Annotated in this window: 21 protein-coding genes; 14 read left to right on the forward strand and 7 right to left on the reverse strand. The window is 73.6% G+C overall.

Annotated features, from left to right (window positions below; genetic code table 11):
• Positions 1 to 282: 282 nt before the first annotated feature.
• The 3 genes from ACGFI1_RS38620 (at position 283) to ACGFI1_RS38630 (ending at position 2,533) form a co-directional block, all read left to right on the forward strand.
• Positions 283 to 882: a TIGR03086 family metal-binding protein gene (locus ACGFI1_RS38620; protein WP_392792644.1), complete on the forward strand. Its 600-nt coding sequence runs from the start codon at positions 283 to 285 to the stop codon at positions 880 to 882.
• Between the two features lie 111 nt (positions 883 to 993).
• Entirely contained in the window at positions 994 to 1,644 is a 651-nt protein-coding gene (locus ACGFI1_RS38625) for a DUF1326 domain-containing protein (RefSeq protein WP_392741041.1), read from the forward strand.
• Between the two features lie 10 nt (positions 1,645 to 1,654).
• Positions 1,655 to 2,533 (forward strand): DUF2182 domain-containing protein, encoded by an 879-nt coding sequence (locus ACGFI1_RS38630; protein WP_392792645.1) that lies wholly within the window; start codon positions 1,655 to 1,657, stop codon positions 2,531 to 2,533.
• 19 nt (positions 2,534 to 2,552) lie between these two features.
• Here the strand turns inward: ACGFI1_RS38630 and ACGFI1_RS38635 are convergent, their stop codons facing one another.
• On the reverse strand, positions 2,553 to 3,761 hold the full coding sequence (locus ACGFI1_RS38635; protein ID WP_392792646.1) for an acetyl-CoA C-acetyltransferase: 1,209 nt from the start codon (positions 3,759 to 3,761) through the stop codon (positions 2,553 to 2,555).
• 94 nt (positions 3,762 to 3,855) lie between these two features.
• On the opposite strand from ACGFI1_RS38635, the gene ACGFI1_RS38640 reads away from it, so the two are divergent.
• A complete protein-coding gene (locus tag ACGFI1_RS38640; RefSeq protein WP_392792647.1) occupies positions 3,856 to 5,421 on the forward strand; it encodes a 3-hydroxyacyl-CoA dehydrogenase in 1,566 nt (521 codons plus the stop codon).
• Positions 5,422 to 5,439: 18 nt separating this feature from the next.
• On the opposite strand, the gene ACGFI1_RS38645 is transcribed toward ACGFI1_RS38640, so the two are convergent.
• Complete coding sequence (locus tag ACGFI1_RS38645) at positions 5,440 to 6,921, reverse strand: MFS transporter (protein WP_392792649.1); 1,482 nt, start codon at positions 6,919 to 6,921, stop codon at positions 5,440 to 5,442.
• 108 nt (positions 6,922 to 7,029) lie between these two features.
• Here ACGFI1_RS38645 and ACGFI1_RS38650 point away from each other — a divergent pair, with 108 nt between their 5' ends.
• A complete protein-coding gene (locus ACGFI1_RS38650) occupies positions 7,030 to 7,761 on the forward strand; it encodes a TetR/AcrR family transcriptional regulator (protein WP_386874370.1) in 732 nt (243 codons plus the stop codon).
• A 110-nt stretch (positions 7,762 to 7,871) separates the two neighbouring features.
• Here ACGFI1_RS38650 and ACGFI1_RS38655 read toward each other — a convergent pair whose 3' ends face one another.
• The 5 genes from ACGFI1_RS38655 to ACGFI1_RS38675 all read right to left on the reverse strand — a co-directional run bounded on the left by ACGFI1_RS38655 (position 7,872) and on the right by ACGFI1_RS38675 (position 15,055).
• Entirely contained in the window at positions 7,872 to 9,092 is a 1,221-nt protein-coding gene (locus tag ACGFI1_RS38655; RefSeq protein WP_392792652.1) for a CU044_5270 family protein, read from the reverse strand.
• Positions 9,089 to 9,694 carry an RNA polymerase sigma factor gene (locus ACGFI1_RS38660; RefSeq protein ID WP_386874368.1) on the reverse strand — a complete coding sequence of 202 codons (606 nt, stop codon included), beginning with the start codon at positions 9,692 to 9,694 and terminating at the stop codon, positions 9,089 to 9,091. Before ACGFI1_RS38660 ends, ACGFI1_RS38655 begins: the two co-directional genes overlap by 4 nt.
• Before the next feature lie 126 nt (positions 9,695 to 9,820).
• Positions 9,821 to 11,020 carry a CU044_5270 family protein gene (locus tag ACGFI1_RS38665; protein ID WP_392792654.1) on the reverse strand — a complete coding sequence of 400 codons (1,200 nt, stop codon included), beginning with the start codon at positions 11,018 to 11,020 and terminating at the stop codon, positions 9,821 to 9,823.
• Entirely contained in the window at positions 11,013 to 11,624 is a 612-nt protein-coding gene (locus tag ACGFI1_RS38670) for an RNA polymerase sigma factor (protein WP_138637343.1), read from the reverse strand. The genes ACGFI1_RS38665 and ACGFI1_RS38670 overlap by 8 nt, the downstream gene beginning before the upstream one ends.
• Positions 11,625 to 11,701: 77 nt before the next feature.
• Entirely contained in the window at positions 11,702 to 15,055 is a 3,354-nt protein-coding gene (locus ACGFI1_RS38675; protein ID WP_392792655.1) for a S8 family serine peptidase, read from the reverse strand.
• Between the two features lie 158 nt (positions 15,056 to 15,213).
• On the opposite strand from ACGFI1_RS38675, the gene ACGFI1_RS38680 reads away from it, so the two are divergent.
• From ACGFI1_RS38680 to clpB, 9 genes are all read left to right on the forward strand, one after another.
• Positions 15,214 to 15,933, forward strand: coding sequence for an ABC transporter ATP-binding protein (locus tag ACGFI1_RS38680; protein ID WP_387078364.1), 720 nt, complete (start codon positions 15,214 to 15,216; stop codon positions 15,931 to 15,933).
• The gene (locus tag ACGFI1_RS38685; protein ID WP_392792657.1) at positions 15,930 to 16,649 is read left to right on the forward strand and encodes a hypothetical protein; all 720 of its coding nucleotides are present in this window, start codon (positions 15,930 to 15,932) and stop codon (positions 16,647 to 16,649) included. Before ACGFI1_RS38680 ends, ACGFI1_RS38685 begins: the two co-directional genes overlap by 4 nt.
• Positions 16,646 to 17,770 carry a sensor histidine kinase gene (locus tag ACGFI1_RS38690; RefSeq protein ID WP_392792658.1) on the forward strand — a complete coding sequence of 375 codons (1,125 nt, stop codon included), beginning with the start codon at positions 16,646 to 16,648 and terminating at the stop codon, positions 17,768 to 17,770. The genes ACGFI1_RS38685 and ACGFI1_RS38690 overlap by 4 nt, the downstream gene beginning before the upstream one ends.
• Positions 17,767 to 18,441: a response regulator gene (locus ACGFI1_RS38695; RefSeq protein ID WP_387078373.1), complete on the forward strand. Its 675-nt coding sequence runs from the start codon at positions 17,767 to 17,769 to the stop codon at positions 18,439 to 18,441. The genes ACGFI1_RS38690 and ACGFI1_RS38695 overlap by 4 nt, the downstream gene beginning before the upstream one ends.
• A 322-nt stretch (positions 18,442 to 18,763) precedes the next feature.
• On the forward strand, positions 18,764 to 20,623 hold the full coding sequence (gene dnaK, locus ACGFI1_RS38700) for a molecular chaperone DnaK (RefSeq protein ID WP_301173766.1): 1,860 nt from the start codon (positions 18,764 to 18,766) through the stop codon (positions 20,621 to 20,623).
• A 73-nt stretch (positions 20,624 to 20,696) separates the two neighbouring features.
• Positions 20,697 to 21,338, forward strand: a complete 642-nt coding sequence (gene grpE / locus ACGFI1_RS38705) for a nucleotide exchange factor GrpE (protein WP_338072557.1) — start codon at positions 20,697 to 20,699, stop codon at positions 21,336 to 21,338.
• 90 nt (positions 21,339 to 21,428) lie between these two features.
• Positions 21,429 to 22,601 (forward strand): molecular chaperone DnaJ, encoded by a 1,173-nt coding sequence (gene dnaJ / locus ACGFI1_RS38710; RefSeq protein WP_392792659.1) that lies wholly within the window; start codon positions 21,429 to 21,431, stop codon positions 22,599 to 22,601.
• Between the two features lie 122 nt (positions 22,602 to 22,723).
• Entirely contained in the window at positions 22,724 to 23,173 is a 450-nt protein-coding gene (locus ACGFI1_RS38715; RefSeq protein ID WP_392792660.1) for a heat shock protein transcriptional repressor HspR, read from the forward strand.
• 23 nt (positions 23,174 to 23,196) lie between these two features.
• Complete coding sequence (gene clpB, locus ACGFI1_RS38720) at positions 23,197 to 25,794, forward strand: ATP-dependent chaperone ClpB (RefSeq protein WP_392792661.1); 2,598 nt, start codon at positions 23,197 to 23,199, stop codon at positions 25,792 to 25,794.
• Positions 25,795 to 25,891: the final 97 nt, after the last annotated feature.

Raw genomic sequence — 25,891 nt, forward strand, 5'->3', positions numbered from 1 at the left:
CCTGGGGTACGGGTGCTGGCAGTCAGCGTAGGGCTCGCGACAGACTGCTCTTCACCCGGGGCCCGAATACTACTCGGTAGTAGCTTATGCGTCACCTGCGCTGGTCAGGACGCTCCCGGCCCCTTCCTCGCACCCCGGAAGCGTCACGACCCGCGGCCGTGCCGCCCGTCCACCTTAGAGATCTCGTGCACCGATGAGAATCAGCGGGTTCCCGAGTCCATACCAGGAAAGCCCGCCCGTCCAGGGCGGTTCCCAGCCACCGGTACGTCGAACGGAGTCCTCATGACCTCGACGCCAGACCTCACCCCCGCCGCCCGGCGGATGGCCGAGCTGCTCGCCGGCGTCCGCGACGCCCAGCTCACCGCCCCGACGCCGTGCGAGGACACCCCGCTCGCCGCCCTGATCGGCCACGTGGACGGGCTGGTCCTCGCCTTCACCCAGGCCGCGACCAAGGACATCCCGGAGGGCGGCTCCCAGCCCCCGTCCGCCGCCTCGTCCGACCTCCCCGCGGACTGGCGCACCCGCATCCCCGAGCAGCTCGACGCGCTCGCCGCCGCATGGCGCTCCCCCGACGCCTGGCAGGGCATGACCGAGGCCGGCGGCATCGCGATGCCCGGCGCGGACGCAGGGAACGTCGCGATGAACGAGCTGGTCGTCCACGGCTGGGACGTCGCCCGCGCCAGCGGCCAGCCCTACACGGCCGGGGCGGACGAGATCGAGTCGTGCCTCGCCTTCGTCTCCCCGGCCGTCGAGCAGAGCGGCGGCAAGGGCGTCCCCGGCCTCTTCGGCCCCGCCGTGCCGGCCTCCGGCGACGCGCCCGCCCTCGACCGCCTCATCGCCATGACCGGCCGCGACCCGTCCTGGACGCCCGGCGGCGCCTGACCCCGCCGCCCCCAGAGGGGGCCAGGTTTTACCTCCCTCGCCTGGTCCCCGATCAGGCGGTTTGTGAGGATTGTGGGTGGGGTGCGTCCGGTCCCGATCCGAGGGGGGATCATGACCGAGACCACCGGCATCCCGCGCTGGCACGTCGCCGGCGACTGGTTCGATGTCTGCAAATGCACCATCCCGTGCCCGTGCACCTACGCGCAGTCCCCCACGTACGGCGACTGCGACGGCGTGCTGGCATGGCGCATCCGTGAAGGACGGTACGGAGAGGTCCCGCTCGACGGCCTCAACGTCCTGATGCTGGGCTCGTTCGTCGGGAACGTATGGGGCGAGCACTCCGACGCCTACGCGGCCGTCTTCCTGGACGAGCGCGCCGACGACGCCCAGCGCGCGGCGCTCGGGAAGATCTTCGGCGGGGAGGCCGGCGGCTGGCCGGCCCGGCTGGTGGGGATGCTCGCCCCCGAGGTGCGCGGGCTGGAGTTCTCGCCCGTCACGATCTCGGTCGACGAGGACCTCGCCACCTGGGGCGCGGAGGTGCCCGGCCGGGTCGTGGCGCGGGCCGAGGCGCTGACCGGACCCACGACGCCCGAGGGCGCGCGGGTGCAGACCCTCAACCCTCCCGGTGCGGAGACCGGTCCGGGCCAGGTCGCCACCTGGGGCCGCGCCATCACCGACCGGGCCGACGCCTACGGATTCAGCTGGGAGTGGGACGGCCGCTCCAGCAAGCACATCCCGTTCGACTGGACCGGACCCGACTAGGAGCCCGCCGATGCTGACGCATGAGCGCCACCTCGGCCACGGCCCGCCGCGACGGCGCGGATCCGGCGCCGAGCGCGCGCACGATGCCCCGGCCGGTGCGCGCGGGCGGATGCGGGAGGGACTGTTCGTCCTGGTCCTTCTCGTGCTGTCCGCGCTCGCCTGGCTGGCGGTCCACCGGCTGGCCATGCCGGACATGCGCGCCGGGATCCTGACCGGCGGCGCCGGACGCTCCGGGGACGGGATGGCGGGGATGCCGATGGACCGGTCCGTCGGCGCGGGCCTGTTCCTCGGCACCTGGCTGGTGATGATGGCCGCGATGATGCTGCCCGCGGTGACACCGGTGATCGTCCGGATCGACCGGCTGATGCGGCGGCGCGGCGCGGGGAGGACGACCGCCTACCTCCTCGCGGCGGGCTACCTGGCCGTGTGGGCGGCGGCCGGGGCGGCGGCGTACGGGCTGTTCCTGGTGTTCCAGCCGGTGGCGGCGGCGGGCGACCCGGCGACCGCCGTGCGGGCGGGCGCCGCGGTGCTGCTGTTCGCGGGCGCCTACCAGCTCAGCCCGCTGAAACGGGCGTGCCTGCGGCTGTGCCGCTCGCCCCTCGCCGTCGTCGTGCGGCACGGCGAGCGGATCACCGCGGGCCCCCGCGGCGCGCTGCTCGCCGGCGTCCACCACGGAGCCTTCTGTCTCGGCTGCTGCTGGGCGCTGATGGCCGTGCTGCTCGCCGCCGGGATGATGAGCCTGGTCTGGATGGGGGTCATCGCCGCGGTGATCCTCGCGGAGAAGGTCTGGCGGCACGGGGAGCGCCTGAGCCGGCCGCTCGGCGCCGCGATGATCGTCTTCGGGCTGGTGCTGCTCGCCGCTCCCGGGGTCGCGCCGACGCTGACCTAGCCGGCCGGCCCGGTTGCGGCTAGACGCGTTCGAAGACGGCGGCGAGGCCCTGGCCGCCGCCGATGCACATGGTCTCCAGGCCGTAGCGGGCGCCGCGGCGGTGCATCTCGCGGGCGAGCGTAGCGAGGATGCGGGCGCCGGTCGCACCCACGGGGTGGCCGAGGGAGATGCCGGAGCCGTGCACGTTGACGCGGTCCCAGTCGGCGTCCTTCAGGCCCCATTCGCGGGTGACCGCGAGGACCTGCGCGGCGAACGCCTCGTTCAGCTCGATGAGGTCGATGTCGGCAAGGGTGAGCCCGGCGGCGGCGAGCGCCTTCGCCGTGGCGGGGACGGGCCCGATGCCCATCGTCGCCGGCGGCACCCCGGCACGGCCCCAGGCGACGAGCCGGACGAGCGGCCGCAGCCCGAGCTCGGCGGCGCGCTCAGGAGTGGTGACGACGCAGGCGGCGGCCGCGTCGTTCTGGCCGCTGGCGTTGCCCGCGGTCACGGTGGCTTCGGCGTCCTTCTTACCGAGGACGGGACGCAGCTTCGCCAGGCTCTCCATCGTGGTGTCGGGGCGGGGGTGCTCGTCGGTGTCGACGACCGTGTCCCCCTTCCGGGACGCGACGGTCACCGGGACGATCTCCTCCGCGAACACGCCGGACTGCTGGGCGGCGACGGCGCGCCGGTGGGAGCGGACGGCCAGCTCGTCCTGCTCCTCGCGTCCGATGCCGTACTCGCGGCGCAGGTTCTCGGCGGTCTCCAGCATCCCGCCGGGCACCGGGTGGTTGACGCCGCCGGCGGTGACGCGGCCCTGCGCGAGTGCGTCGTGCAGTTCGAGGGACGGCCCGCGCACGCCCCACCGCGCCTGCGTCGTATAGAAGGGTGCGCTGCTCATGCTCTCCGCGCCGCCCGCGATGACCACGTCGCTGACGCCGGTCTGGATCTGCATGGCCGCGTCCAGCACCGCCTGGAGCCCGGACCCGCAGCGCCGGTCGACCTGCGAGCCGCCGACGGAGATGGGCAGGCCGGCGTCGAGCGCGGCGACGCGTCCGATGGCGGGGGCGTCGGCCGTGGGGTAGCAGTTCCCGAGGACGACCTCGTCGATCGCGTCGCCGGGCAGCCCGGTGCGCTCCACCAGGGCGCGGATGACGGCGGCGGCGAGCTGGACGGGAGGGACGGTCTTCAGCGCCCCGCCGAACCGGCCGATCGGGGTCCGCAGCGGCTCGCAGATCACCGCGTCGCGCATGGTGGCTCCTCCAGGCTGTGCTACCGGGTACCCCGCAGGCTACGGCCTCCGTTCGGCAGGGCGGCCTCCGGGCTCGCGTCCGATGGAGGGTTGAATGCGGTGGAGGCGGACGATCGAGGAGGCGACGGTGGAGGACTGGGCGCGGCGGGTCACGACGATCCGCGTCATCGGCACCGGGGCGATGGGGCGCGGGATCGCGCAGCTCGCCGCGGCGGGCGGGCTGACCGTGGAGCTGGCCGACATCCGCATGGAGGCCGTGGTCGGCGCGGCCGAGTACATCGGCGGCATGTTCGACAAGCTCGCGGGCAAGGGGCGGATGACCGCCGAGGAGGCCGCGGCGGCCAAGGGACGGCTCCGGCCGGTCGGGGAGCCGCTCACCCCGTTCCAGGACTGCGATCTCGTGGTGGAGGCGGTCCGGGAGGACATCGACACCAAGCGCGAACTGTTCGCGTCCCTGGAGAAGGTCTGCCCGCAGCACACGGTCCTGGTGACCAACACCAGTTCGCTGCCCGTCACGGCGATCGCGGCGGCGCTGGAGGATCCGTCCAGGGTGGCGGGGCTGCACTTCTTCAATCCGGTGCCGCTGATGCGTCTCGTCGAGGTGATTCCGGGGGCGCGTACGGCGGAGTGGATTCCGGGCGCGCTCGCCGACCTCGTCCGGCGCCTCGGTCACGAACCCGTGCTCGCGCCGGACGCGCCCGGGTTCCTCGTCAACCACGCTGGGCGCGGCCTGGTGACGGAGGCTCTCCAGATCCTGTCCGAGGAGGTCGCCGAGCCCGTCGACATCGACCGCATCGCGCGGGACGTCCTGGGCCTGAAGATGGGGCCGTGCGAGCTGCTCGACCTCACGGGCATGGACGTGTCACACCCGGTGATGGAGTCCATCTGGACGGGGTTCTACACCGAGCCCCGGTTCCGTCCGTCCAGGCTCGGACGGGCGCGTCTAGAGGCCGGTCTGCACGGACGCAAGACGGGCGAGGGCTTCTACAAGTACGTGGACGGTGCCAAGCAAGAGCCGCCGGAGGTCACCGTGCCGGTGGTGGAGCCGCGCCCTGTGTGGGTGCACGGGGACGTCCGTGACGCGCTCGGCGCATTGCTCTCCACGTCCGGCGTAGAGGTCGAGTCGGGTGGCGAGCCGTCCGACCGGGCCGTTGTTCTGGTCGCGCCCTTCGGGCAGAGCACGGTCAGCGCCGCTGAGGGGCTGCCCGTAGAGCGCGCCTTGGGCGTGGACCCGCTCGGCGGGTTCTTCACCCGCCTGACCGTGATGGTGCACCCGGGCCTCGACAAGGACGCGGGCCGCGCCGCGCTCGCCGCCCTCGCGGCCACGGGACGTTCTGTGACGGTCGTCCGCGACGCCCCGGCCCCGGTCGCCCAGCGGCTCCTCGCCTCGATCGTGAACGTGGGCTGCGGGATCGCCGAGCAGCGCCTCGCCCGCCCGCAGGACGTCGACACCGCCGTCCGCCTCGGCCTCGGCTACCCGCGCGGCCCGCTGGAGTGGGGCGAGCACGAGGGCGCCGACCGCGTCCTGCGGATCCTGCGGGGCCTCCAGGACAGCACCGGCGACCCCCGCTACCGTCCGAGCACCTGGCTGACCGAACGCGCGGCCCTCGCCCTCCCCCTCACCGACCCCGGCACCGCCCCGTCCGACCTCACCGCCTGACGGGACGAGCGGGCGCCCTCAGGTCTTGACGGGCTCGGGGGCGCCCGCCGGAACCGGGCGGCGCGGGCGGAGCACGACGCAGGCGAAGAGGGCGGCGGCCGCCATCGCCCCCGCCGCCGCGAAGGAGGCGACCGAGACCGCGTGGGCGAAGGCGTCCCGCGCGGCGGCGGCGAGGGCGGGGTCGCCGAGCGCGAGGGCCTCGCCCAGGGAGTGGCGGGCGGCGCGGGCGGCGGTGTCCGGGAGGGCGGCGGCGTAGGCGGCGGAGACGACGCTGCCGAGGACGGCGACGCCGAGCGCGCTGCCGAGTTCCTGCCCGGCGTCGTTCACCGCCGACCCGACCCCCGCCTCCTCGGGCGGGACGGCGGCCATGAGCGTGCTGTAGGCGGGCGGGGTGCCGAGTCCCGCGCCGAGGCCGAGGACGGTGAGCCCGGCGGCGAGCGCGGCGTAGCCGCCGTCCGCTGAGGTGAGGCCGAGGGCGCCGAAGCCGGCCGCCACCGCGGCGAACCCGGCGACGAGGGCGGGGCGGGCGCCGAACCGCGACTCCAGGGACGCGCCGACGCCGTTGCCGACGGCCGCGGCGACGGCGACGGGCAGCAGCGCCAGCCCCGCCTTGAGCGGCCCGTGCCCGAGGACGAACTGCAGGAGCTGGGTCAGCGCGAACAGCATCCCGGCGAGCGCGAAGCCGAACAGCGCGATCATGGTCGCGGCGCCGGCGAAGTTCCGGTCGCGGAGCAGGCGCAGGTCCAGCATCGGCTCGGGGTTGCGGTGCTGCCACAGGACGAACAGGGCGAGCGCGGCGATCCCGGCGGCGAGGCCGCCGACCGTGCGGGCGCCCGTCCAGCCGTGCGCGGGCCCGGAGATGATCGCCCACACCAGCGCCGCCATGCCGGCCGTGGACAGCACGGCGCCGGGCACGTCGAGGCGGCGGCGCGGCCCCCGGGACTCGGGGACGAGCAGCAGCAGCCCGGCCACGGCGACCACCGTGACGGGCACGTTCACCAGGAAGACCGAGCCCCACCAGAAGTGCTCCAGCAGGAACCCGCCGAGCGTCGGCCCGGCGGCGAGCCCGACCATGGACGTGGCGCCCCAGATGGCGAACGCCTTGGCGCGCTCGTCCGGCCCGAACACCTGCGCCATGATCGACAGCGTCCCGGGCATCAGCAGCGCGCCGCCGGCGCCCATGAGGCCGCGCATCGCGACGAGCTGGGCGGGGCTCGCGGCGAAGGCGGCGAGCAGCGACCCGGCGCCGAAGAGCGCGAAGCCGATCAGCATCGCGCGGCGGCGGCCGTGCCGGTCGCCCAGGCTGCCCGCGGTGATCAGCAGGCCGGCGAACACCAGCGAGTAGGCGTCGATCACCCACTGGACGTCGGCGGTGGTGGCGTCCAGCTCCCGGAGCAGGGACGGGATCGCCACGTTCAGGACCGTGTTGTCGACCACGACGACGAAGAGGCTGAGGCACAGGACGCCGAGGATCTGCCAGCGGCGCGGATGCGGTGCCATGCGTCGCCCCCTTTCTCGTACACCGTTCGATTAGACTCGCACACTGTACGACTCGGATCGCACGGTGTTCAAGTCTCGTACCCTGTGCGAGAACGGAAGGAGGCCCCCGTGCCCGAGGAGAAGCCGTCCGGGGAGCAGGTGCCCGAGGAGAAGGTGGCGTCCGTCTGGGTGCGTCCCGAGCGGGCCCGGCGCGGGCGGCCCGCGCTCAGCCGGGCGCAGATCGTGGACGCCGCGCTCGGCCTGCTGGACGCCGAAGGGCTGGACGGGCTCAGCATGCGCCGCCTCGGCACCCGGCTGAACTCCGGCGCGACCTCGGTCTACTGGCACGTCGCGAACAAGGACGAGCTGCTGGAGCTCGCCCTCGACCGGGTCATGGCCGAGGTGGAGGTCCCGGCGGGCGGTGACTGGCGGGCGTCCGCCACCGGGTACGCGCGGAGCCTCCGCGCGATGATCCACCGGCATCCGTGGACGGTCACCCTGTTCGGCAGCCGTCCGATGATCGGCCCGAACGCGACCCGCGTCCTGGACGAGGTGCTCGGCGCGTTCGGCGCCGCCGGGTTCACCGGGTTCGGCCTGGAGTACGCCTGGTCCGCCGTGGTCGACTACGTGATCGGCGCGGCCGGGAGCGAGGCGAGCTGGCAGCGTGGGCAGTCCGGGACGTCCTCGGCCGACTGGGTCCGCGGGCTCGGCCCCTACCTCGCGGAGCTGGACGCGCAGCGGCCCGCCCTCGCGTCCCACATCCGCGAGATCTGGATGAAGGAGACCGGCGACGTCCTGGAGGGGCGGTTCGCGTTCGGGCTCGCCTGCGTCCTCGACGGCCTCGAAGCCCGCCGCTCCTAGAGGGGTTCAAGCACGATGCCCTCCGCCCGGACGGTGGGCGGAGGGCATCGGCAGGGGGAGGCGGTTCTCGCCAAGGGATAACGGCAGCGCTCACCCCCAGTCCGGAGGCATCAGAACGGCAGTTCCGCGGGCGGCTTCGGCTTGGTGTCGGTCCAGCCCGACGACCGGACGGCCACGTAGTTGATGATGAAGCCGGGCTTCATCTCCGCGTACGGCCCGCCGGGCTTGGTCAGCGTGTCCTGGACGGACAGGACGCCACCGGTCTTCTCATCGAAGACGATCACCAGCCGGTGGCCGTAGTCGCCCTGCTCGGCCTTCGGGCCGCCGTACTCGCCGGTGATCTCCGCGGTGCGCTCGGGGGCGGCCAGCGCGACGCCGTCGCGGCCCAGCGGGTCGGCGACGCGGCCGATCGCCTGGATGCCCGGCCGGGAGGCCAGCGCCCGCATCAGGCCCGCGCGCACCTTCGGCGGGACGGGGGTGCCGCCGAGGATCCCCGACGTCCGCCAGATCCCGGCGGAGGCCGTCGCCTCCTCGGTCGGCTTCCGGCCGCGCTTCGCGAGGGGGCCCATCCCCCGGAGCATCTCCTCGCCGCTCAGGAACTTCTCGGCGAGCGCGGCCGGGTCGGTCGGCAGGTTCTGCCACTCCTCGGCCGGCTCGCCGAGGAACTCGCCGCCGCCCTCCGGATCGACGCCGACCTCGGGGCCGTCCGACCGCCACTTCGTCGCCTCGGCGCTGTAGGTGTAGTAGTGGTCGTTCGACCAGACCCGGAACTTCGACGGCGACCCGGCCTTCTTCCAGAGCGCCTCGTCCTGCGCCGTGAGCGGGCGGGCGGGCAGGTCGCGCCCGTAGTACGCCTCGCCGGTCCCCTTCTTCACGCCGGTCCAGTTGAACGACTCGCTCGCCGCGCCGACGATCGCGTACGTGCCGGTCTTCGCCCGGATGATGTACGACTGCCCGTCGATGCGGTCGGTGTACCAGTACTTGCCGGTCGGGGTCAGTTCGACCTTGGCCGCCGCCGCGAGCACCGCCTGCTTGTTGAGGTCGACGCCGCCGGGCGTGTCCGGCGACCCCGGCGATCCGGGCGTCCCCTGGCCGGTGAGCGCGACCGCGACGGCCGCCGCGGCGCCGGCGGCGACCAGCCCGGCCCCCAGCCCGGCCGGCCACCCGAACCCGAGCCGCCGCCGCCCCGCCCGGACGCGCAGTCCCGCCCGGACGCGCCGGCCCGCCATCTCGTCCTCCAGCAGGGTCAGCGCCTTCGCCGTGCTCGTCGCCGACGGGGGCGGGGGCTCGCGCAGCAGGTCCCGGACCCGGTCCATCTCGTTCGTGCTCATGCGGGCGTCTCCTCAACGATCAGCGCGGGGTTGGTTCCGCCGAGCGACTCCCGCAGGCGGCGCCGGGCACGGTGCAGGCGGGACGCGACGGTGCCCGTCTTGAGGCCGAGCGCCTGCCCGACCTCCTCGTAGGACAGGTCGGCCAGCGCCACCAGCAGCAGGACGTCCCGGTCCCCGCGCGGCAGCCGGGCCAGCGCGCCGGCCAGCTCCGCGCCCGCGCCGCCGGCGGTGACCCGCGCCGTGACGAGATCCTCGTGGCCGTCGTGGGCGTACTCGGCGGGCGTGCGCGCGAGCGCCCGGTAGCGGCGGCCCTCCGCGCGCCGGTGCGACCCGATCAGCCGGGTCGCGATGCCGAACAGCCAGGGGCGGACGGTCCCGCGCTCCGGGTCGAACCGGTCCCGCTTGCGGAACGCGGCGAGGAACGTCTCGGCGGCGACGTCGTCCGCCGCGTCCGCGCCGAGCCGCCGTGCCGCGTAGCCGTGGATCGCGGCGAAGTGGCGGTGGAAGATCTCGGCGAACGCGGCGGGGTCGCGCCGCGACCGGACGATCGCCTCCGCGTCGGGGTCGTCCCCGCCGGGGTCCGGCGGGCGTTGCTGGGCCATGGAGTGATCCTCGCTGTGGGGGTGCTCGGTTGCTCGGTCACCCGGTTCTCAGCCGATCTCCCGATCCGCCTTCACGGCCGCGCCGCCCTCCACCGGACATCCGGCGGAGGGCGGCGCGTCCCCCGATCAGAAGGGCGGCTTCGCGGGCGGCTTCGGCCTGGCGTCCGACCAGCCGGAGCCGCGCTGCGCCTCGTAGGCGATGACGAAGCCCGGCTGCATCTCCGCGTACGGCCCGCCGGGCCTCGTCAGCTCCTCCTGCAGGGACAGCGGCGCACCGGTGCGCTCATCGAAGACGATCACCCTGCGGTAGGCGTAGGTCCCCTGCTCGGCCTTCGGCGTGCCGAAGTCGGGGCCGACCGTGGCGCTGCGGTCGCCGGTGGCCAGCGCGACGCCCGGGCGGCCCAGCGGGTCGGTGACGCGGCCGAGCGCGTGGACGCCCGGTTGCGCCGCCAGCGCCCGCATCAGCCCGCCCCGGGTCTTCGGCGGCAGCGGGCCGGTCAGGATCGACATCGCCCGCCGCAACTGCATGTGGGGCAGCTCCTCGTCGGAGATGTCGGATGCCTTCTTCCGCGGTGGCTTCGCCTCCGCCTGGCGCGGGCCGCCGATCGCCGTCCGGCTGAGGAACTTCTCGGCGAGTTCGGACGGGTCGGACGGCAGGTTCCGGACGTCCTCGACCGAGGAGCCCCCGCGTCCGAGTTCGTAGAACTTCCCGCCGCCCTTCGGGTCGACGTCGGCTCCCGGCCCGGACGACCGCCATCCCGTCGCCTCGGTGGTGCAGGTGGCGTAGTGGTCGTTCAGCCAGACCCGGAACTCCGACGGCGACCCGGCCCTCTTCCAGAGCGCCCTGTCCTGGGCGCTCACCGGGCGGGCCGGAAGGCGGCGGATGAAGAACGCCTCGCCCATGCCGCGCTTCTCGCCGATCCACTGGAACGTCTGCGTGCGCATGGCGCTGATCGCGTAGGTACCGGACTTCGCGCGGATGACGTACGACTGGCCGTCGACCGTGTCGGAGTACCAGTACCCCCGGTACCCGCCGGCCGGCTGCGCCTCGGCCCGCTCCGCCGCCGCCAGCACGGCCCGCCGGCCCGGGTCCGCCGCGGCGGGGGGCGAGGGCGGGGCGGGCGAACCCGACCCGACGGCCGTGATCGCGACCGCGGCGGCCGCGCCCGCGGCGACCAGGCCGATGCCGGCCTTGAGCCGCCACCCGAACCGGACGCCCGTGCGCGGCGGCGTCCCGAGCATCGCGGCGCGGGCCTCGGTCATCTCCTCCAGGGTCGGCGGCTCCGGCTCCCCGTACGCCTCGCGGATCATCTGCAGCTCATCCATGGTCGCCGTCCCCCTCGCGCATCGGATTCGTCCCGCCGAGTGCCTCGCGCACCTTCTTCCTGGCCCGGCTCAGCCGCGAACCGACCGTCCCGTACGGGACGTCCAGCGCCGCCGCGACCTCCTCGTGGGTGAGGTCGGCGAGGGCGACGAGCAGCAGGACGTCGCGCTCGCCGTCCGAGAGCCGGGCGATCGCGCCGGCGAGCCGCCCCCGCAGGCCCTCGGCGCTGACGCGGGCGTCCACCCGGTCGGCATGCCCCTCCTCTGCCGGGGCGGGGCCGAGCCGGGCGCGGGCCCGCAGCCCGCGCACCTCGCTGCGCCGGTGCTTGCCGATGAGGTTGGTCGCGATGCCGTACAGCCAGGCGCGCACGTTCGCCCGCGCCGGGTCGTAGCGGTCCCGGTTCCGGAACGCCTCCAGGAACGTCTGCGACGCGACGTCCGACGCGGCGTCGGGGCCGAGCCGCTTGGCGGCGTACCCGTGGATCTCGGCGAAATGGGCGTCGAAGACCTCGCCGAACCCTTCGGGATCGTGCAGGGACGACCGCGGAGCGGCCAGACCGGCGCCGAGCCGGTCCAGCCGCTCCGCGGCGAGGGGGTTCCCCGTCATGTGGTGCCTTTTCGTCTCACGGATGGCGGTCACAGACGTATCACCCGAACCCCCTCGCCACTTTCGCTCCGGGACGCCTACCGGACGCGGTAGGCGCGGATGATGCTCTGGTCGATGCCGCTGCCGCCCGCGTCCTTGGCGCTGACCCGCAGCGACACGGCCTGGCCCTTCACGGGCGCGGGCAGCGGGGCGCTGTACCGGCCGCCGCCGAGGTCGGTGACATCGGCGCCCTGCCAGGTCTTGCCGTCGTCCACGGACGTCCAGAACCGCAGCCCGGTGACCTTCGCCTCGCCCGAGCCCGCCTGCCGCGCGACGGTGAACACGGCGGGCTCACCGGCGGGCTGGTTGCGCATGTCGAGGTTCAGGTCGTAGTCGACGAGCAGGAGCGCGAGGTTGGCGCTCTCGTTCCCGCGCGTCGCGCGCGAGCGGAACGTCCAGGACGTCGAGGTGCGGGTCGACACCGGAAGGACGGCCGACGCGTCGTTCTCGTACGTCAGCCGGTAGTCGGCCGCGCCGGACGGGACGGTGAAGTCGCCGAACGGGCCGTCCTTCTCGCCGAGCTTCTTATCGCCGGCGAACAGCTCCAGGTGCCCCTTCACCTCGTGCATCAAGCAGTCGAAGCCGTCCGGGCGGACCTGGAGGTCCACCAGCGAGATCCGCATGTTCTGCCCGGTGCGGGCCGTGGGGTAGCGGGCGCAGAAGCTGGGCGTGACGCCGGTGCCGGAGTACGGTCCGGGCCGCAGCGGCTGGCGGCCCCACCGGTGCGCGACCTGCTCGCCGGGCTTCATCTCGGTGAAGGCGCCCTGGTCGACCCAGTCCTCCTCGCCGAACCTGATGAACCCCAGGTCGCCCCAGAGCATGCCGGAGCCGGCCGAGACGTGGTCGGTCCGGGACGTGCCGGGCTCGACGGGACCGCTCGCCTCGAAGTTGAGGAGGCCCTCCGCGCTGATGCCGTACCGCTTCTCGCTCATGGGCGCGCCGGTGTCGCCGTCGAACGCGGCGAACTTCTGCTCGACGCGGGCCATCCGCTTGAGTTCGGCCGCGGTGACGGTGTGCGCCGGGTCGGCGGGGATCCCGTTGCCCAGCGGGTGGACGATGTCGTACACGGCTCCGGGCGCGGTCAGCCGGTGCTGGGTGGCCGCCTTGAACGTCCCCTTCGTCACGCCTTCCATCGGCTGGACGTAGACGGGCGCGTTGGCGGGGTCGAAGGCGAACACGGAGTAGTACCAGAGGCCGTCGCCGGCGTCCTGCACCATGTCGGCGGCCGCCATCACCGTCGTGGTCTCGACGCCCTCGACGCTCGCGCCGACCTTGACGGCGGCGGCGCCGTCGAGCGTCACGCTCACGTCCCGGTCGACGACCACCTCCGGGTCGCCGACGAGCGCCGACCGCCAGTCGCTGAAGTCGTCCACGTTGCCGAGCACGGCGTAGCGGCCCGCCGGAACGCGGAGCTTCGCCTCGCCCTCGGACGCGTCGACCCACTCGGAGTACAGCGAGTGGTCGTCGAGGTTGACCACGGTGGCGGAGGCGGAGAAGTTCGCGGGGTCGGTGTCCGGCAGCGGCGTGGCCTTGACCGTGAGGGTGTGCGCCGGGGGCTCGACGTAGAACGTCACGGGCGTCTCCAGGACGGCGCCGCCGCCATTGGCCGTGACCACGGCCGTGTAGAGGCCGGGACGGTCACCGACGCGGGAGGCGTCCACGGTCAGCGGCACCTTCGCGGTACCGCCCGCCGGCACGGTCACGCCGGCCGGGACGGTCGCGACGCCGTCCGCGGTGCGGCCCTTGCGGTCGGTCACGGTGACGCTGAGGCGCAGGTCGACGGGACGGCCGGTGTTCGACGTCCAGCCGAGTTCCGTGGACAGGCGGGGATGCGCGGGGAACTTCGAGGTCCCGAGACCGGCGATGCCCTGCGCCGCGAGGACGGGGCTGCGCACGGCCTCGCCGATGTCGAGCCGTCCGGCGCCGAGCTGGTAGACGTCGCCGCCGGTGGCCGGGTCGGCGGTGCCGACGAGGGCCGCCTTGATCCGGGCGGGCGTCCAGTCGGGGTGCTTCGCGGCGAGCAGCGCCGCCGCGCCCGCGACGTGCGGCGTCGCCATCGACGTGCCCGACATCCTCGTGTAGTGCGCCCCGGTCGGGGTGCCCTCGGCGGTGCCCGCGGCGCGGGCGGCCTCGATGTCGACGCCCGGCGCGACGATCTCCGGCTTGGCGGTGACGCCGACCGGGCCGCGGCTGGAAAACTCCGCCAGCCGGTCGCGGGCGTCGACCGCGCCGACCGTGAGCGCGGCCTCGGCCGTGCCGGGCGAGCCGACCGACGCGAACGTGCCGTCGTTGCCCGCGGCGACGACGAACAGCGCGCCGTGCTCGGCGGTGAGGTTCGTCAGCGCCAGGGAGACGGGGTCGTCGCCGTCGGTGGGGGCGCCGCCGAGGCTCATGTTGACGATGTCGGCGCGCGGCGCGGCCCACTGCATCCCGGCGATCACGCTGGAGTCGGTGCCGTACCCGTCGTCGTCGAGGACCTTGCCGATGAGCAGGTCCGCGTCCGGTGCGACGCCCTTGCGCTTCCCGGTGGAGGCGGCGCCAGTCCCGGCGATGGTCGAGGCGACGTGCGTGCCGTGCCCGAACCGGTCGACGGTGTCGGGCGACTCGGAGAAGTTCTCCGCCTCCGCCACCCGCCCCTTGAGGTCGGGGTGCCCGGCGTCGATGCCGGTGTCGAGGACGGCGACCTTCGCGCCCTTCCCGGTGTACCCGGCGCGCCACGCCGCCGGGGCGCCGACCTGCCGCAGGTTCCGGTCGATCCGGCGGGTCTCGGGCGCGGCCGCGGTCGGGGCGAAGCTCGCCTTGACCTTGCCGTCCAGCCAGATGTGCCGGATGCCGCCCGTCGCCTTCAGGGACGGGCCGCGCATCGCGGCCAGGCTCTTGCCGAGGCCGGGCGCGCCGTCCTTGGGCTGCCGCACGGCCACGGCGCCGATGCTCGGCAGGTCCCTGCCCTCGCCGAGCGTCCCGCCGAGCGCCGACAGGGACCGGGCGCCCTTCTCCCGCTGGACGATCAGCGGCAGGTCCCTGCTGCGCGCGTCGTCGTAGCCCTGCGCGATCAGCGCGGTGACGTCGAACAGCTCGGGATCGAGGACGCGGCCGACCAGCCCGGCGACGTCGACCGGGGTGACGACGACGTGCCCGTCCGGCCGGATCTCCTTGCGGAACGAGCGCTTCTCCCGGCCCGGCGCGGGGGTCACCGAGACGAGCGGGGGCTTGCCCTTGACCGTCCGGACGCTGACGGCGTCCCCGGTCAGCAGCGTGACCTTCCATGCCTTGCCCGGGTCGAGGCCGCCCGCCGGCGGCGGCGCGGCCTGCGCGGGCGGGGGTACGGCCGCCAGCGCCCCGGCAGCGAGCAGGAGGCCGAGCAGGGCCCGGCTTCGGCGTCTGTGCGTCATCGAGTCTCCTCTGGGATCGCCGTCCCGCACCGGGACGGTCGATGTTGATCACCCGCAGCGGCCGGTCGTGTTCGCCGCGGCCGTCATGCCGGGGTCGGAGAACGGGTTTCGACCGTGGTCGGATGACCGGGAGGCGCGGGCGGCCGAAGCTGGGCGCCATGACTGCACAGACGAAGGCCACCCCGGCCATCAGGGTGGAGGGGCTGACGAAGCGGTACGGGCGGCGGACGGTGGTCGACGATCTGACGTTCAGCGTCCGGCCGGGCGCGGTGACGGGCTTCTTCGGCCCGAACGGCGCCGGCAAGACGACGGCGATGAAGGCGCTCGTGGGGCTGGCGCGGCCGTCGGCGGGCACGGTGTCGGTGCTGGGCAGGCCGGTGGCGTCGCTCGCGCCGGACGCGCGCCGGATCGGCGTCCACATCGAGCCGTGCGGCGCGCACCCCGCCCGGACGGCCCGCGCGCACCTGCGGGCGCTGGCGCTGGCGGCGGGGCTGCCGCGCCGCCGCGTCGAGGAGGTCCTGGAGACCGCCGAGCTGACGTCGGCGGCGGGCCGCCGCGTCGGCGCCTACTCGCTGGGCATGCGGCAGCGGCTCGGGCTCGCCGCCGCGCTGCTCGGCGACCCGGAGATCCTCGTGCTGGACGAGCCGGCCAACGGCCTCGACCCGCAGGGCATCCGCTGGCTCCGGACGATGCTGCGCGACAGGGCCGCGAAGGGCGGCACGGTGCTGCTGTCGAGCCATCTGCTCGCGGAGGCCGCGCAGACGGTGGACGACGTGGTCGTCATCGACCGTGGCAGGCTGGTCCACCAGGGACCGATCAGTGAGGTGGAGTCGCTGGAGGACGTGTTCCTCCAGCTCACCGGAGGGTTGGAGCGATGATCGGCCTGCTTCGCGGGGAACTGCTCAAGGCGGTGACGACCCGCGCCGTGTGGGGGTTCGCGGTCGGCGGGGCGGCGTTCGCCGCCCTGAACGCGGTGCTCGTCGCCAAGGCGTCGGGCACGCTCGACGAGATAGCGGAGAAGAAGGAGGCGCTGGCGGGGCTGCCCGTCCTGCTGCTGCTGTGGGGGCTGGTCGGCGCGGCGGGCGAGTACCGCCACCGGACCGCCGCGCCGACGGCGCTGGTGGCCCGGCGCGGGCGCGGGAGGGTCCTGGCGGTGCGGATCGCGGCGTACGCGCTGACCGGGTTCGGGCTGGCGCTGCTGATCAACGCCGTCGCGGCCGGGGTGGCGCTGCCGCTGCTGGCGGACCAGCCCGGCCCGGACCTGACGTCCGGCCAGGTGACCGAGGTCGTGGCGGGCAACGTCCTGGCGCTCGTGCTGGCGACCGTGCTGGGCGCGGCGCTCGGCGCGCTGATCCGCAGCCCGGTCGTCGGCGCGGTGGTGCTGCTGATCCTGGCCCTGGTGGTGCAGCCCCTGGTGAGCGGGGCGTGGGAGGCCGAGTCGAACCTCTCGCCGTTCGGCGCGGCGGGCGTCATGACGGGCGGAACCCACAACACCACGCTCACGGTCGCGGAGGCCGGCGCGGTGTTCGCGCTCTGGACGGTCCTCGCGGTCCTGGTCGCGGTCATGTGCGAACGACGGCGCGACCTGGCGTGAACGTCGCGGAGAGGATCCGGGCGGTGCGGGGCCTGCGGGCCGCGCACCGCCCGGTGCTGTTCGACATCGCGCTCGCCGCGGCCGCGACCGTCGTGGAAGTGGGGCTGCTGTTCAACGACGGCACCGAGGCCGTGCCCCTGCCGATCGCGGTGACCGTCCTGACCGGCGCGATGCTGCTGGCCCGCCGCCGGTTCGGGGTGACGGTGATCGCGGTGACGGTCGCGTCCGCCGCCGCGCTGACGGCCGCCGGGTACTCCCCCGGCGGCGCGCTGCCCGTCGTCGCACTGTGGTCGCTCGCCGAGACGCGCGACCGGCGCGTCTCGCTCGCGGTGCTGGCACCGGTGGCCGTGTTCCTGGAGGTCGACAGCGTCTCCAGCCCGCCCGTGTCGATCGGGGCGTGGATGCTGGGCGCCTACATGCAGACGCGCCGCCGCTACGTCCGGGCGGTGGAGGAGCGGGCCGCCACCCTCGAACGCGAACGGGAGCAACTCGACCTGATCGCGGCGCAGCGCGAGCGCGGCGCGATCGCCCGCGAACTGCACGACATCGTCGCCCACTCGGTGACGGTGATGCTGATCGGGGTGCGCGGCGCCCGCGACGTCCTGGAGACCGAACCGCGGGTGGCCGCGGAGACGCTGGAGCGGGTGGAGACCAGCGCCGAGCAGAGCCTCGCGGAGCTGCGCCGGATCCTCGTCCTGCTGCGCGGGCAGGACCCGGCGGAGACGCGCCCGCAGCCGTCGCTCGCGGACCTGGACGAACTGGTCGCCGGCTACCGCGCGGCCGGGCTGCCGGTCCGGCTGGAGATCGCCGGGGAGCGGATGGGGCTGCCGAGCGGTGTCGAGCTGTCCGCGTACCGGATCATCGAGGAGGCGCTGACCAACGCCCTGAAGCACGCCGGGGCGACCACGGTCACGGTAGAGCTGAGCTACGGCGGAGCGGACCTGGAGGTGCGGGTGCACGACGACGGCACGGGGACCGGCGAACCGCCCGGCCCCGGCGGGCACGGCCTGGTGGGGATGCGGGAGCGGGCCGCCGTGCTCGGCGGCGAACTGGAGGCGGGCCCCGCACCCGGCGGCGGGTTCCGGGTCGCCGCGCGGCTGCCGATCGGGGGCCGCGCATGACGATCCGGGTGCTGATCGTCGACGACCAGGAACTGATCCGGATCGGGTTCCGGCTGTTCCTGCAGACCCGTCCCGAACTGGAGGTCGTCGGCGAGGCCGGCGACGGCCGCGAGGCCCTCGACCGGGCGGCGGAGCTGCGGCCCGACGTCGTGCTGATGGACGTCCGGATGCCGCGGATGGACGGCGTCGAGGCCACCGCCCACCTGACCGCCGTCTCCGACCCGCCCCGCGTGCTGATCCTCACCACCTACGACCTCGACGAGTACGTGTTCGGCGCGCTGCGCGCGGGGGCGTCGGGGTTCCTGCTGAAGGACGCGCCCCGCGAGCGGCTGCTGGAGGCGATCCGCGTCGTCCACCAGGGCGAGGCGCTGCTGTCCCCGTCGATCACCCGCCGGCTGATCGAGGACTACGCCGGCCGCGCCGACCCCGTCCGGCCGGCGCCGGACCTGCTGGCCGCGCTGACCCCGCGCGAGCGCGAGATGCTGCTGCTCGTGGCGCAGGGCCTGTCGAACCAGGAGATCGCGGCGCGGCTCGTCGTCACCGAGGCCACCGTGAAGAGCCATGTCGGCAGCGTGTTCGCCAAGCTCCACCTCCGCGACCGCGTCCAGGCCGTCGTGCTGGCCTACGAGCACGGCATCGTCGTCCCGGGCCGCCGCCCCGACTCCCTGTAGGCCCCGTCGTCCGGTCACCGGGTAGGCCGGTCACCGGCCCCGCCGATCAGAGGAGCGGCGGCTTCGTCCTCGCGGAGGACGGGAACCGCGCGGCCCTCCTCCGTCCGGGCGAACTGCGGCCGCGGAGCCGCCGTCCGGGAACCGGAATAGGTGGCTCACTCGTCCTGTTGTAGAGGTCGTCAGCAAAGTTGAGCCGGGTCGACTCAAGTCATTTGACACGGGGGCGCCGGTCCGGGCAACCTTGCGACGGAGAAGACGAACCGGCCGCGCCCTGGGGGCGACCGGGGCTGCGATAACACCGGAAACGACGGAGGACGAGAACATGGCACGTGCGGTCGGCATCGACCTCGGGACGACCAACTCGGTCGTCGCGATCCTGGAGGGCGGGGAGCCCACCGTCATCGCGAACGCGGAGGGGTCGCGGACCACGCCGTCCGTCGTCGCCTTCGCCAAGAACGGAGAGGTGCTGGTCGGCGAGGTCGCCAAGCGCCAGGCGGTCACCAACGTGGACCGCACCATCCGGTCGGTCAAGCGCGAGATGGGCACCGACTGGAAGACCAAGATCGACGACAAGGACTTCAACCCGCAGCAGATCAGCGCGTTCGTGCTGCAGAAGCTGAAGCGGGACGCCGAGGCCTACCTCGGCGAGACCGTCACCGACGCGGTCATCACGGTGCCCGCGTACTTCTCCGACCACCAGCGGCAGGCCACCAAGGAGGCCGGCCAGATCGCGGGCCTGAACGTCCTGCGGATCATCAACGAGCCGACCTCGGCGGCGCTGGCCTACCACCTGGAGAAGGAGAAGGAGGCCACCATCCTGGTCTTCGACCTCGGTGGCGGCACCTTCGACGTCTCCCTGCTGGAGGTCGGCGACGGGGTGGTCGAGGTCAAGGCCACCAGCGGTGACAACCACCTGGGCGGCGACGACTGGGACAACAAGGTCGTCGACTGGCTGGTCGAGAAGTTCAAGAACGCCAACGGCGTCGACCTGTCCAAGGACAAGATGGCGCTGCAGCGGCTGCGCGAGGCCGCGGAGAAGGCGAAGATCGAGCTGTCCGGTTCGTCCGAGACGCAGATCAACCTGCCCTACATCACCGCGTCGGCCGAGGGCCCGCTGCACCTGGACGAGAAGCTCACCCGGGCCGAGTTCCAGCGGATGACCTCCGACCTGCTCGACCGGACCAAGGCGCCGTTCCAGTCGGTGCTGAAGGACGCCAACATCGGCGTCGACAAGATCGACCAGGTCGTGCTGGTCGGCGGCTCGACCCGGATGCCCGCGGTGTCCGAGCTGGTCAAGGAGCTGACCGGCGGCAAGGAGCCGAACAAGGGCGTCAACCCGGACGAGGTCGTCGCGATCGGCGCCAGCCTCCAGGCCGGCGTGCTGAAGGGCGAGGTCAAGGACGTCCTGCTGCTGGACGTGACCCCGCTGAGCCTCGGCATCGAGACCAAGGGCGGCATCTTCACCAAGATCATCGAGCGGAACACCACGATCCCGACCAAGCGGTCGGAGACGTTCACCACCGCCGACGACAACCAGCCGTCCGTGGAGATCCAGGTCTACCAGGGCGAGCGCGAGATCGCCGCGCGCAACAAGAAGCTCGGCACCTTCCAGCTCACCGGTCTGCCGCCGGCGCCGCGCGGCGTCCCGCAGATCGAGGTCACCTTCGACATCGACGCGAACGGCATCGTGAACGTCAGCGCGAAGGACCAGGGCACTGGCCGCGAGCAGTCGATGGTCATCACCGGCGGCAGCGCGCTGCCGAAGGACGACATCGAGCAGATGGTCCGGGACGCCGAGCAGTACGCCGAGGAGGACCGCAAGCGCAAGGAGGAGGCCGAGGTCCGCAACCAGGCCGACACCCTCGCGTACTCGACCGAGAAGTTCCTGCGGGAGAACGACGACAAGGTCCCCGCGGACCTGAAGACCGAGGTCAACGACGCGGTCGCCGAGGTCAAGAAGGCCCTGGAGGGCACCGACGTCGAGGCCATCAAGGGCAGCGCCGAGAAGCTCGCGCAGGTCTCCCAGAAGATGGGCGCGGCGATGTACGCGCAGAACCCCGAGGGTGCCGCCGCCGGCGCCGAGGACCACGGTCCGACGGCCGACGCGCAGGGCCCGCAGGACGACGAGGTCGTCGACGCGGAGATCGTGGACGAGGACAAGCCGAAGGAGGAGGGCCGATGACCGCAGCGAAGCGAGGGTCTTCGGCCCCCCGCTTCGGGGGTCTGGGGGTCGCCCCCCAGAAGGGTGGTGCATCGTGACGTCCTCCTCCGGTGAGGGCGAGGAGAAGGAGGGCCCGGTGATCCGCGACAAGCGGCGCATCGATCCCGAGACGGGGGAGGTCCGGGGGCAGGCGGCGGGTTCGCCGTCCGCCCCGGAGGCCCCGGTGGACGGGGTCGCCGAGCAGGTCTCCGACGAGGAGGTCTCCTCGCTGAAGACCCAGCTGGCGGAGCGGCTCGCCGACCTCCAGCGGTTGAAGGCCGAGTACGACAACTATCGCAAGCGGGTCGAGCGCGACCGGGTCGCGGTCCGCGAGCAGGCCCTCGGGCAGGTGCTGACCGAGCTGCTCCCGGTGCTGGACGACATCGGCCGCGCCCGCGACCACGACGAGCTCACCGGCGGGTTCAAGTCCGTCGCGGAGAGCCTGGAGGCGGTCACGGGCAAGCTCGGCCTGGAGCGGTACGGCGAGAAGGGCGAGCCCTTCGACCCGACCGTGCATGAGGCGCTGATGCACTCGCTCTCGGCGGACGTGACCGAGACGAGCGTCGTCGACGTCCTCCAGCCCGGGTACCGGATCGGTGAGCGGATACTGCGCGCGGCGCGCGTCGCGGTGGCCGATCCCGACCCGGACGCCGGCCCGGGCGAGCCCGGTGACGAGCCGGGCGACGACGGCGAATGAGCCCGCGCGGGCCCGCTCCCATCCGGGGGCGGGCCCGGTCGGGGGCGTGAAGGACATGTGGCAAGTGGCGAGAGCAGAAGGCGGGGCGCCGTGAGCACCAAGGACTACCTGGAGAAGGACTACTACAAGGTCCTCGGTGTGGCGAAGACGGCCTCGCAGGAGGAGATCAAGAAGTCCTACCGGAAGCTGGCGCGCAAGTACCACCCGGACGCCAACAAGGGCGACACGGAGGCCGAGGAGCGCTTCAAGGAGGTCTCCGAGGCCTACGACGTGCTGTCGGACGAGAAGCGCCGCAAGGAGTACGACACCGTCCGGTCGATGCCGGGCGGGTTCCGCGGCGGCCAGCAGGGCGGCGGCTTCGGGTTCGACCTCGGCGACCTGTTCGGCCAGGGCGGCACGGGGACGCAGACGGGCGGCGCCGGCGAGCGCATCGGCGACCTGTTCGGCGGCCTGTTCGGCCGGGGCGGCGGCACCCGCACCACGGGGACGACGCGGCGCGCCCGGCGCGGCGCGGACGTGGAGACCGAGGTGACGCTGTCGTTCGGCCGCGCGATGAACGGCGTGACCGTCCCGATCAAGCTGACCAGCGAGGCGGCCTGCGACGCGTGCCGGGGCACCGGCGCGAAGGCCGGCACCGTGCCGCGCGTCTGCCCGAACTGCGAGGGCACCGGGCACGAGACCCGCAACCTCGGCAACTTCGGCTTCCAGGAGCCGTGCCACGAGTGCCGCGGCCGGGGCCTCGTCGTCGACGACCCGTGCCCGATCTGCCACGGCAGCGGCCGCGCGACCGGCACCCGCACCATCCAGGCCCGCATCCCGGCGGGCGTCGCCGACGGCCAGAAGATCCGGCTGAAGGGCAAGGGCGCCCCGGGCGAGAACGGCGGCCCGGCCGGCGACCTGTACGTGAACATCAAGGTGCGCCCGCACCCGGTGTTCGGCCGCAGCGGCGACAACCTCACCCTGACGATCCCGGTGACCTTCCCCGAGGCGGCGCTCGGCGGCGAGATCCGCGTCCCGACGTTCCAGGGCCAGCCCGTCACGCTGAAGCTGCCGGAGGGCACCCCCAACGGCCGCAAGTTCCGCGTGAAGGGCCGCGGCGCGACCCGGCGCGACGGCACGAAGGGCGACCTGCTCGTCACCGTCGACGTGCACGTCCCGCAGAAGCTGGACGAGCAGTCCCGCGAGGCGCTGGCCAAGCTCCGCGAATCGGGCGGCGGCGACGACCTCCGCGCCGACATCCTGCAGCAGGCCAGACAGGAGTGAAGGAATGAGCGGTCGGGAGCGCGCCGCCTGGACTGAGGAGCGCGCGCAGCGAGGAACGAGCGAGCACGCGACGAGGGAAGGCGGCGCGATGTTCTCCCGGGCGCGGGCGAACGGAGTGAGCCATGAACACTGACCCCTTCGGTGATGACACTCCGGTCTATGTGATCTCGGTGGCGGCGCAGCTGTCGGGGCTGCACCCGCAGACGCTGCGCACCTACGACCGGATGGGGCTGGTGTCCCCCGGCCGCACGGCCGGGCGGGGGCGGCGCTACTCGATGCGCGACATCGTGATGCTGCGCGAGATCCAGCGGCTCTCCCAGGAGGAGGGCATCAACCTGTCCGGCATCAAGCACATCCTGGAGCTGCAGCGCGACAACGTGCGGCTCCGCGAGGAGCTCGCGAAGGCGCACGCGGCGCTGGAGGAGCTCGCCAACGAACTCGAATCGACCCGGTCCGTCGCGGCGCGGCTGGCGCAGCAGCGGCGGCACGGGGAACCGGGCACGCCCGGCTCCGACCTGGTGCCGATCCGGCACACGAGCGTCGTGGTCTGGCGCGAGCGCAACTCCGAATAGGACTTTTCACGGGGACTGGGGACATGGACTACAAGCTGACGCAGAAGAGCCAGGAGGCGGTGTCGGTCGCGGTCCGCAGGGCGGCGGCCGAGGGGCATCCCGAGGTGGAGCCGCAGCATCTGCTGGCGGCGCTGATCGCGCTGCCGGACGGGACGGCGGTGCCGCTGCTGGAGGCGGTCGGCGCCGACTGGCAGGCGATCCGGCGGCGGGCGGAGGAGCAGCTCGCGGCGCTGCCGAAGGCGCAGGGGTCGACGGTGTCGTCGCCGCGGCTGTCGGGCCTGCTGCAGCGGTCGATCAACACGGCGGCGAACCGGGCGCAGCAGCTGGAGGACGAGTACGTCTCGACCGAGCACCTGCTGGTCGGCCTCGCCGCGGACGGCGGCCCGGCGGCGGGCCTGCTGAAGGAGTTCGGGGCGACGCCGCAGGCGCTGCTGGACGCGTTCGAGAAGGTGCGCGGGCACGCCCGCGTCACCAGCGAGAACCCGGAGGGCACGTACCAGTCGCTGGAGAAGTACGGCGTCGACCTGACGGCGGCGGCGCGCGACGGGCGGCTCGACCCGGTCATCGGCCGGGACGCGGAGATCCGCCGAGTGGTTCAGGTGCTGTCGCGCCGTACGAAGAACAACCCGGTGCTGATCGGTGAGCCCGGCGTCGGCAAGACGGCCGTGGTGGAGGGCCTCGCGCAGCGCATCATCGCGGGCGACGTGCCGGAGTCGCTGCGCGGAAAGAAGCTCGTCTCGCTGGATCTCGGCGCGATGGTCGCGGGCGCGAAGTACCGCGGCGAGTTCGAGGAGCGGCTGAAGGCCGTGCTGAACGAGATCAAGGAGTCCGAGGGGCAGATCGTCACGTTCATCGACGAGCTGCACACCGTCGTCGGGGCGGGCGCGGCCGAGGGCGCGATGGACGCCGGCAACATGCTGAAGCCGATGCTGGCGCGCGGCGAGCTGCGCATGATCGGCGCGACGACGCTGGACGAGTACCGCGAGCGCATCGAGAAGGACCCGGCGCTGGAGCGCCGCTTCCAGCAGATCTTCGTCGGCGAGCCCACGGTGGAGGACTCGATCGCGATCCTGCGCGGGCTGAAGGGCCGCTACGAGGCGCACCACAAGGTGCAGATCAACGACTCGGCGCTGGTCGCGGCGGCGACGCTGTCGGACCGCTACATCACCTCCCGGTACCTGCCGGACAAGGCGATCGACCTGGTGGACGAGGCCGCGTCCCGGCTGCGGATGGAGATCGACTCCCGGCCGGTGGAGATCGACGAGCTGCAGCGCGCGGTGGACCGGCTGAAGATGGAGGAGCTGAACCTCGCCAAGGAGACCGACGAGGCGTCCCGGCAGCGGCTCGACCGGCTGCGCAAGGACCTCGCCGACAAGCAGGAGCACCTGACCGGCCTCGTCGCCCGCTGGGACAAGGAGAAGGCGAGCCTGAACCGGGTCGGCGAGATCAAGGAGACGATCGACCAGCTGCGCGGGGAGGCGGAGCGCGCCCAGCGCGACGGCGACCTGGAGACGTCCGCGCGGCTCACCTACGGTGAGATCCCGGCGCTGGAGAAGCAGCTGGAGGAGGCGTCGGAGGCGGCGGAGAACCGCGACGCGATGGTCAAGGAGGAGGTCGGCCCGGACGACGTCGCCGACGTGGTCGCGTCCTGGACGGGCATCCCCGCGGGCCGGCTGCTCGAAGGGGAGACGGCGAAGCTGCTCCGCATGGAGGACGAGCTGGGCCACCGCCTGATCGGGCAGGAGGCCGCGGTCCGCACGGTGTCGGACGCGGTGCGCCGCGCCCGCGCGGGCATCTCCGACCCGGACCGCCCGACCGGCTCGTTCCTGTTCCTCGGCCCGACCGGCGTCGGCAAGACCGAGCTGGCGAAGGCGCTCGCGGAGTTCCTGTTCGACGACGAGCGGGCGATGACCCGCATCGACATGAGCGAGTACTCCGAGAAGCACAGCGTCGCCCGGCTGGTCGGGGCGCCGCCCGGATACGTCGGCTACGAGGAGGGCGGGCAGCTCACGGAGGCCGTCCGGCGCCGCCCGTACTCGGCGGTGCTGCTGGACGAGGTGGAGAAGGCGCACCCGGAGGTGTTCGACATCCTCCTGCAGGTGCTGGACGACGGCCGGCTGACGGACGGGCAGGGCCGCACGGTCGACTTCCGCAACACGATCCTGATCCTCACGTCCAACATCGGGTCGCAGTTCCTGGTCGATCCGACGCTGGAGAACGGGGCGAAGCGGGAGGCGGTGTGGAACGCCGTCCGGAACTCGTTCAAGCCGGAGTTCCTGAACCGCCTCGACGACGTGATCCTGTTCGACGCGCTGTCGACGACCGAGCTGACCCGCATCGTGGACCTGCAGGTCGAGAAGCTGGCGGACCGGCTCGCCGACCGGCAGCTGACGCTGGAGGTCACGCCGGCGGCCCGGGAGTGGCTGGCGCTGACCGGCTACGACCCGCTGTACGGGGCGCGCCCGCTGCGCCGCCTCGTGCAGACGGCGATCGGCGACCAGCTCGCCAGGGAGCTCCTCTCCGGCGAGGTCCGCGACGGCGACGAGATCGTGGTCGACCTGGACGAGGCCGCCGACCGCCTGACGGTCGCCCCGAAGAGCGGCCTGACCCTCACCAAGTAACGGGTCCCGACGGGCCGGCGCGCACCGCGCCGGCCCGTTCGTCTTCCCAGCGTGCGGGGCGGTGAGCAGGGGCGGGAGGCGCCTTCACGGTCCCTTC

The organism is Actinomadura geliboluensis (genome assembly GCF_043197915.1).
GTDB classification, from domain to species: domain Bacteria; phylum Actinomycetota; class Actinomycetes; order Streptosporangiales; family Streptosporangiaceae; genus Spirillospora; species Spirillospora geliboluensis.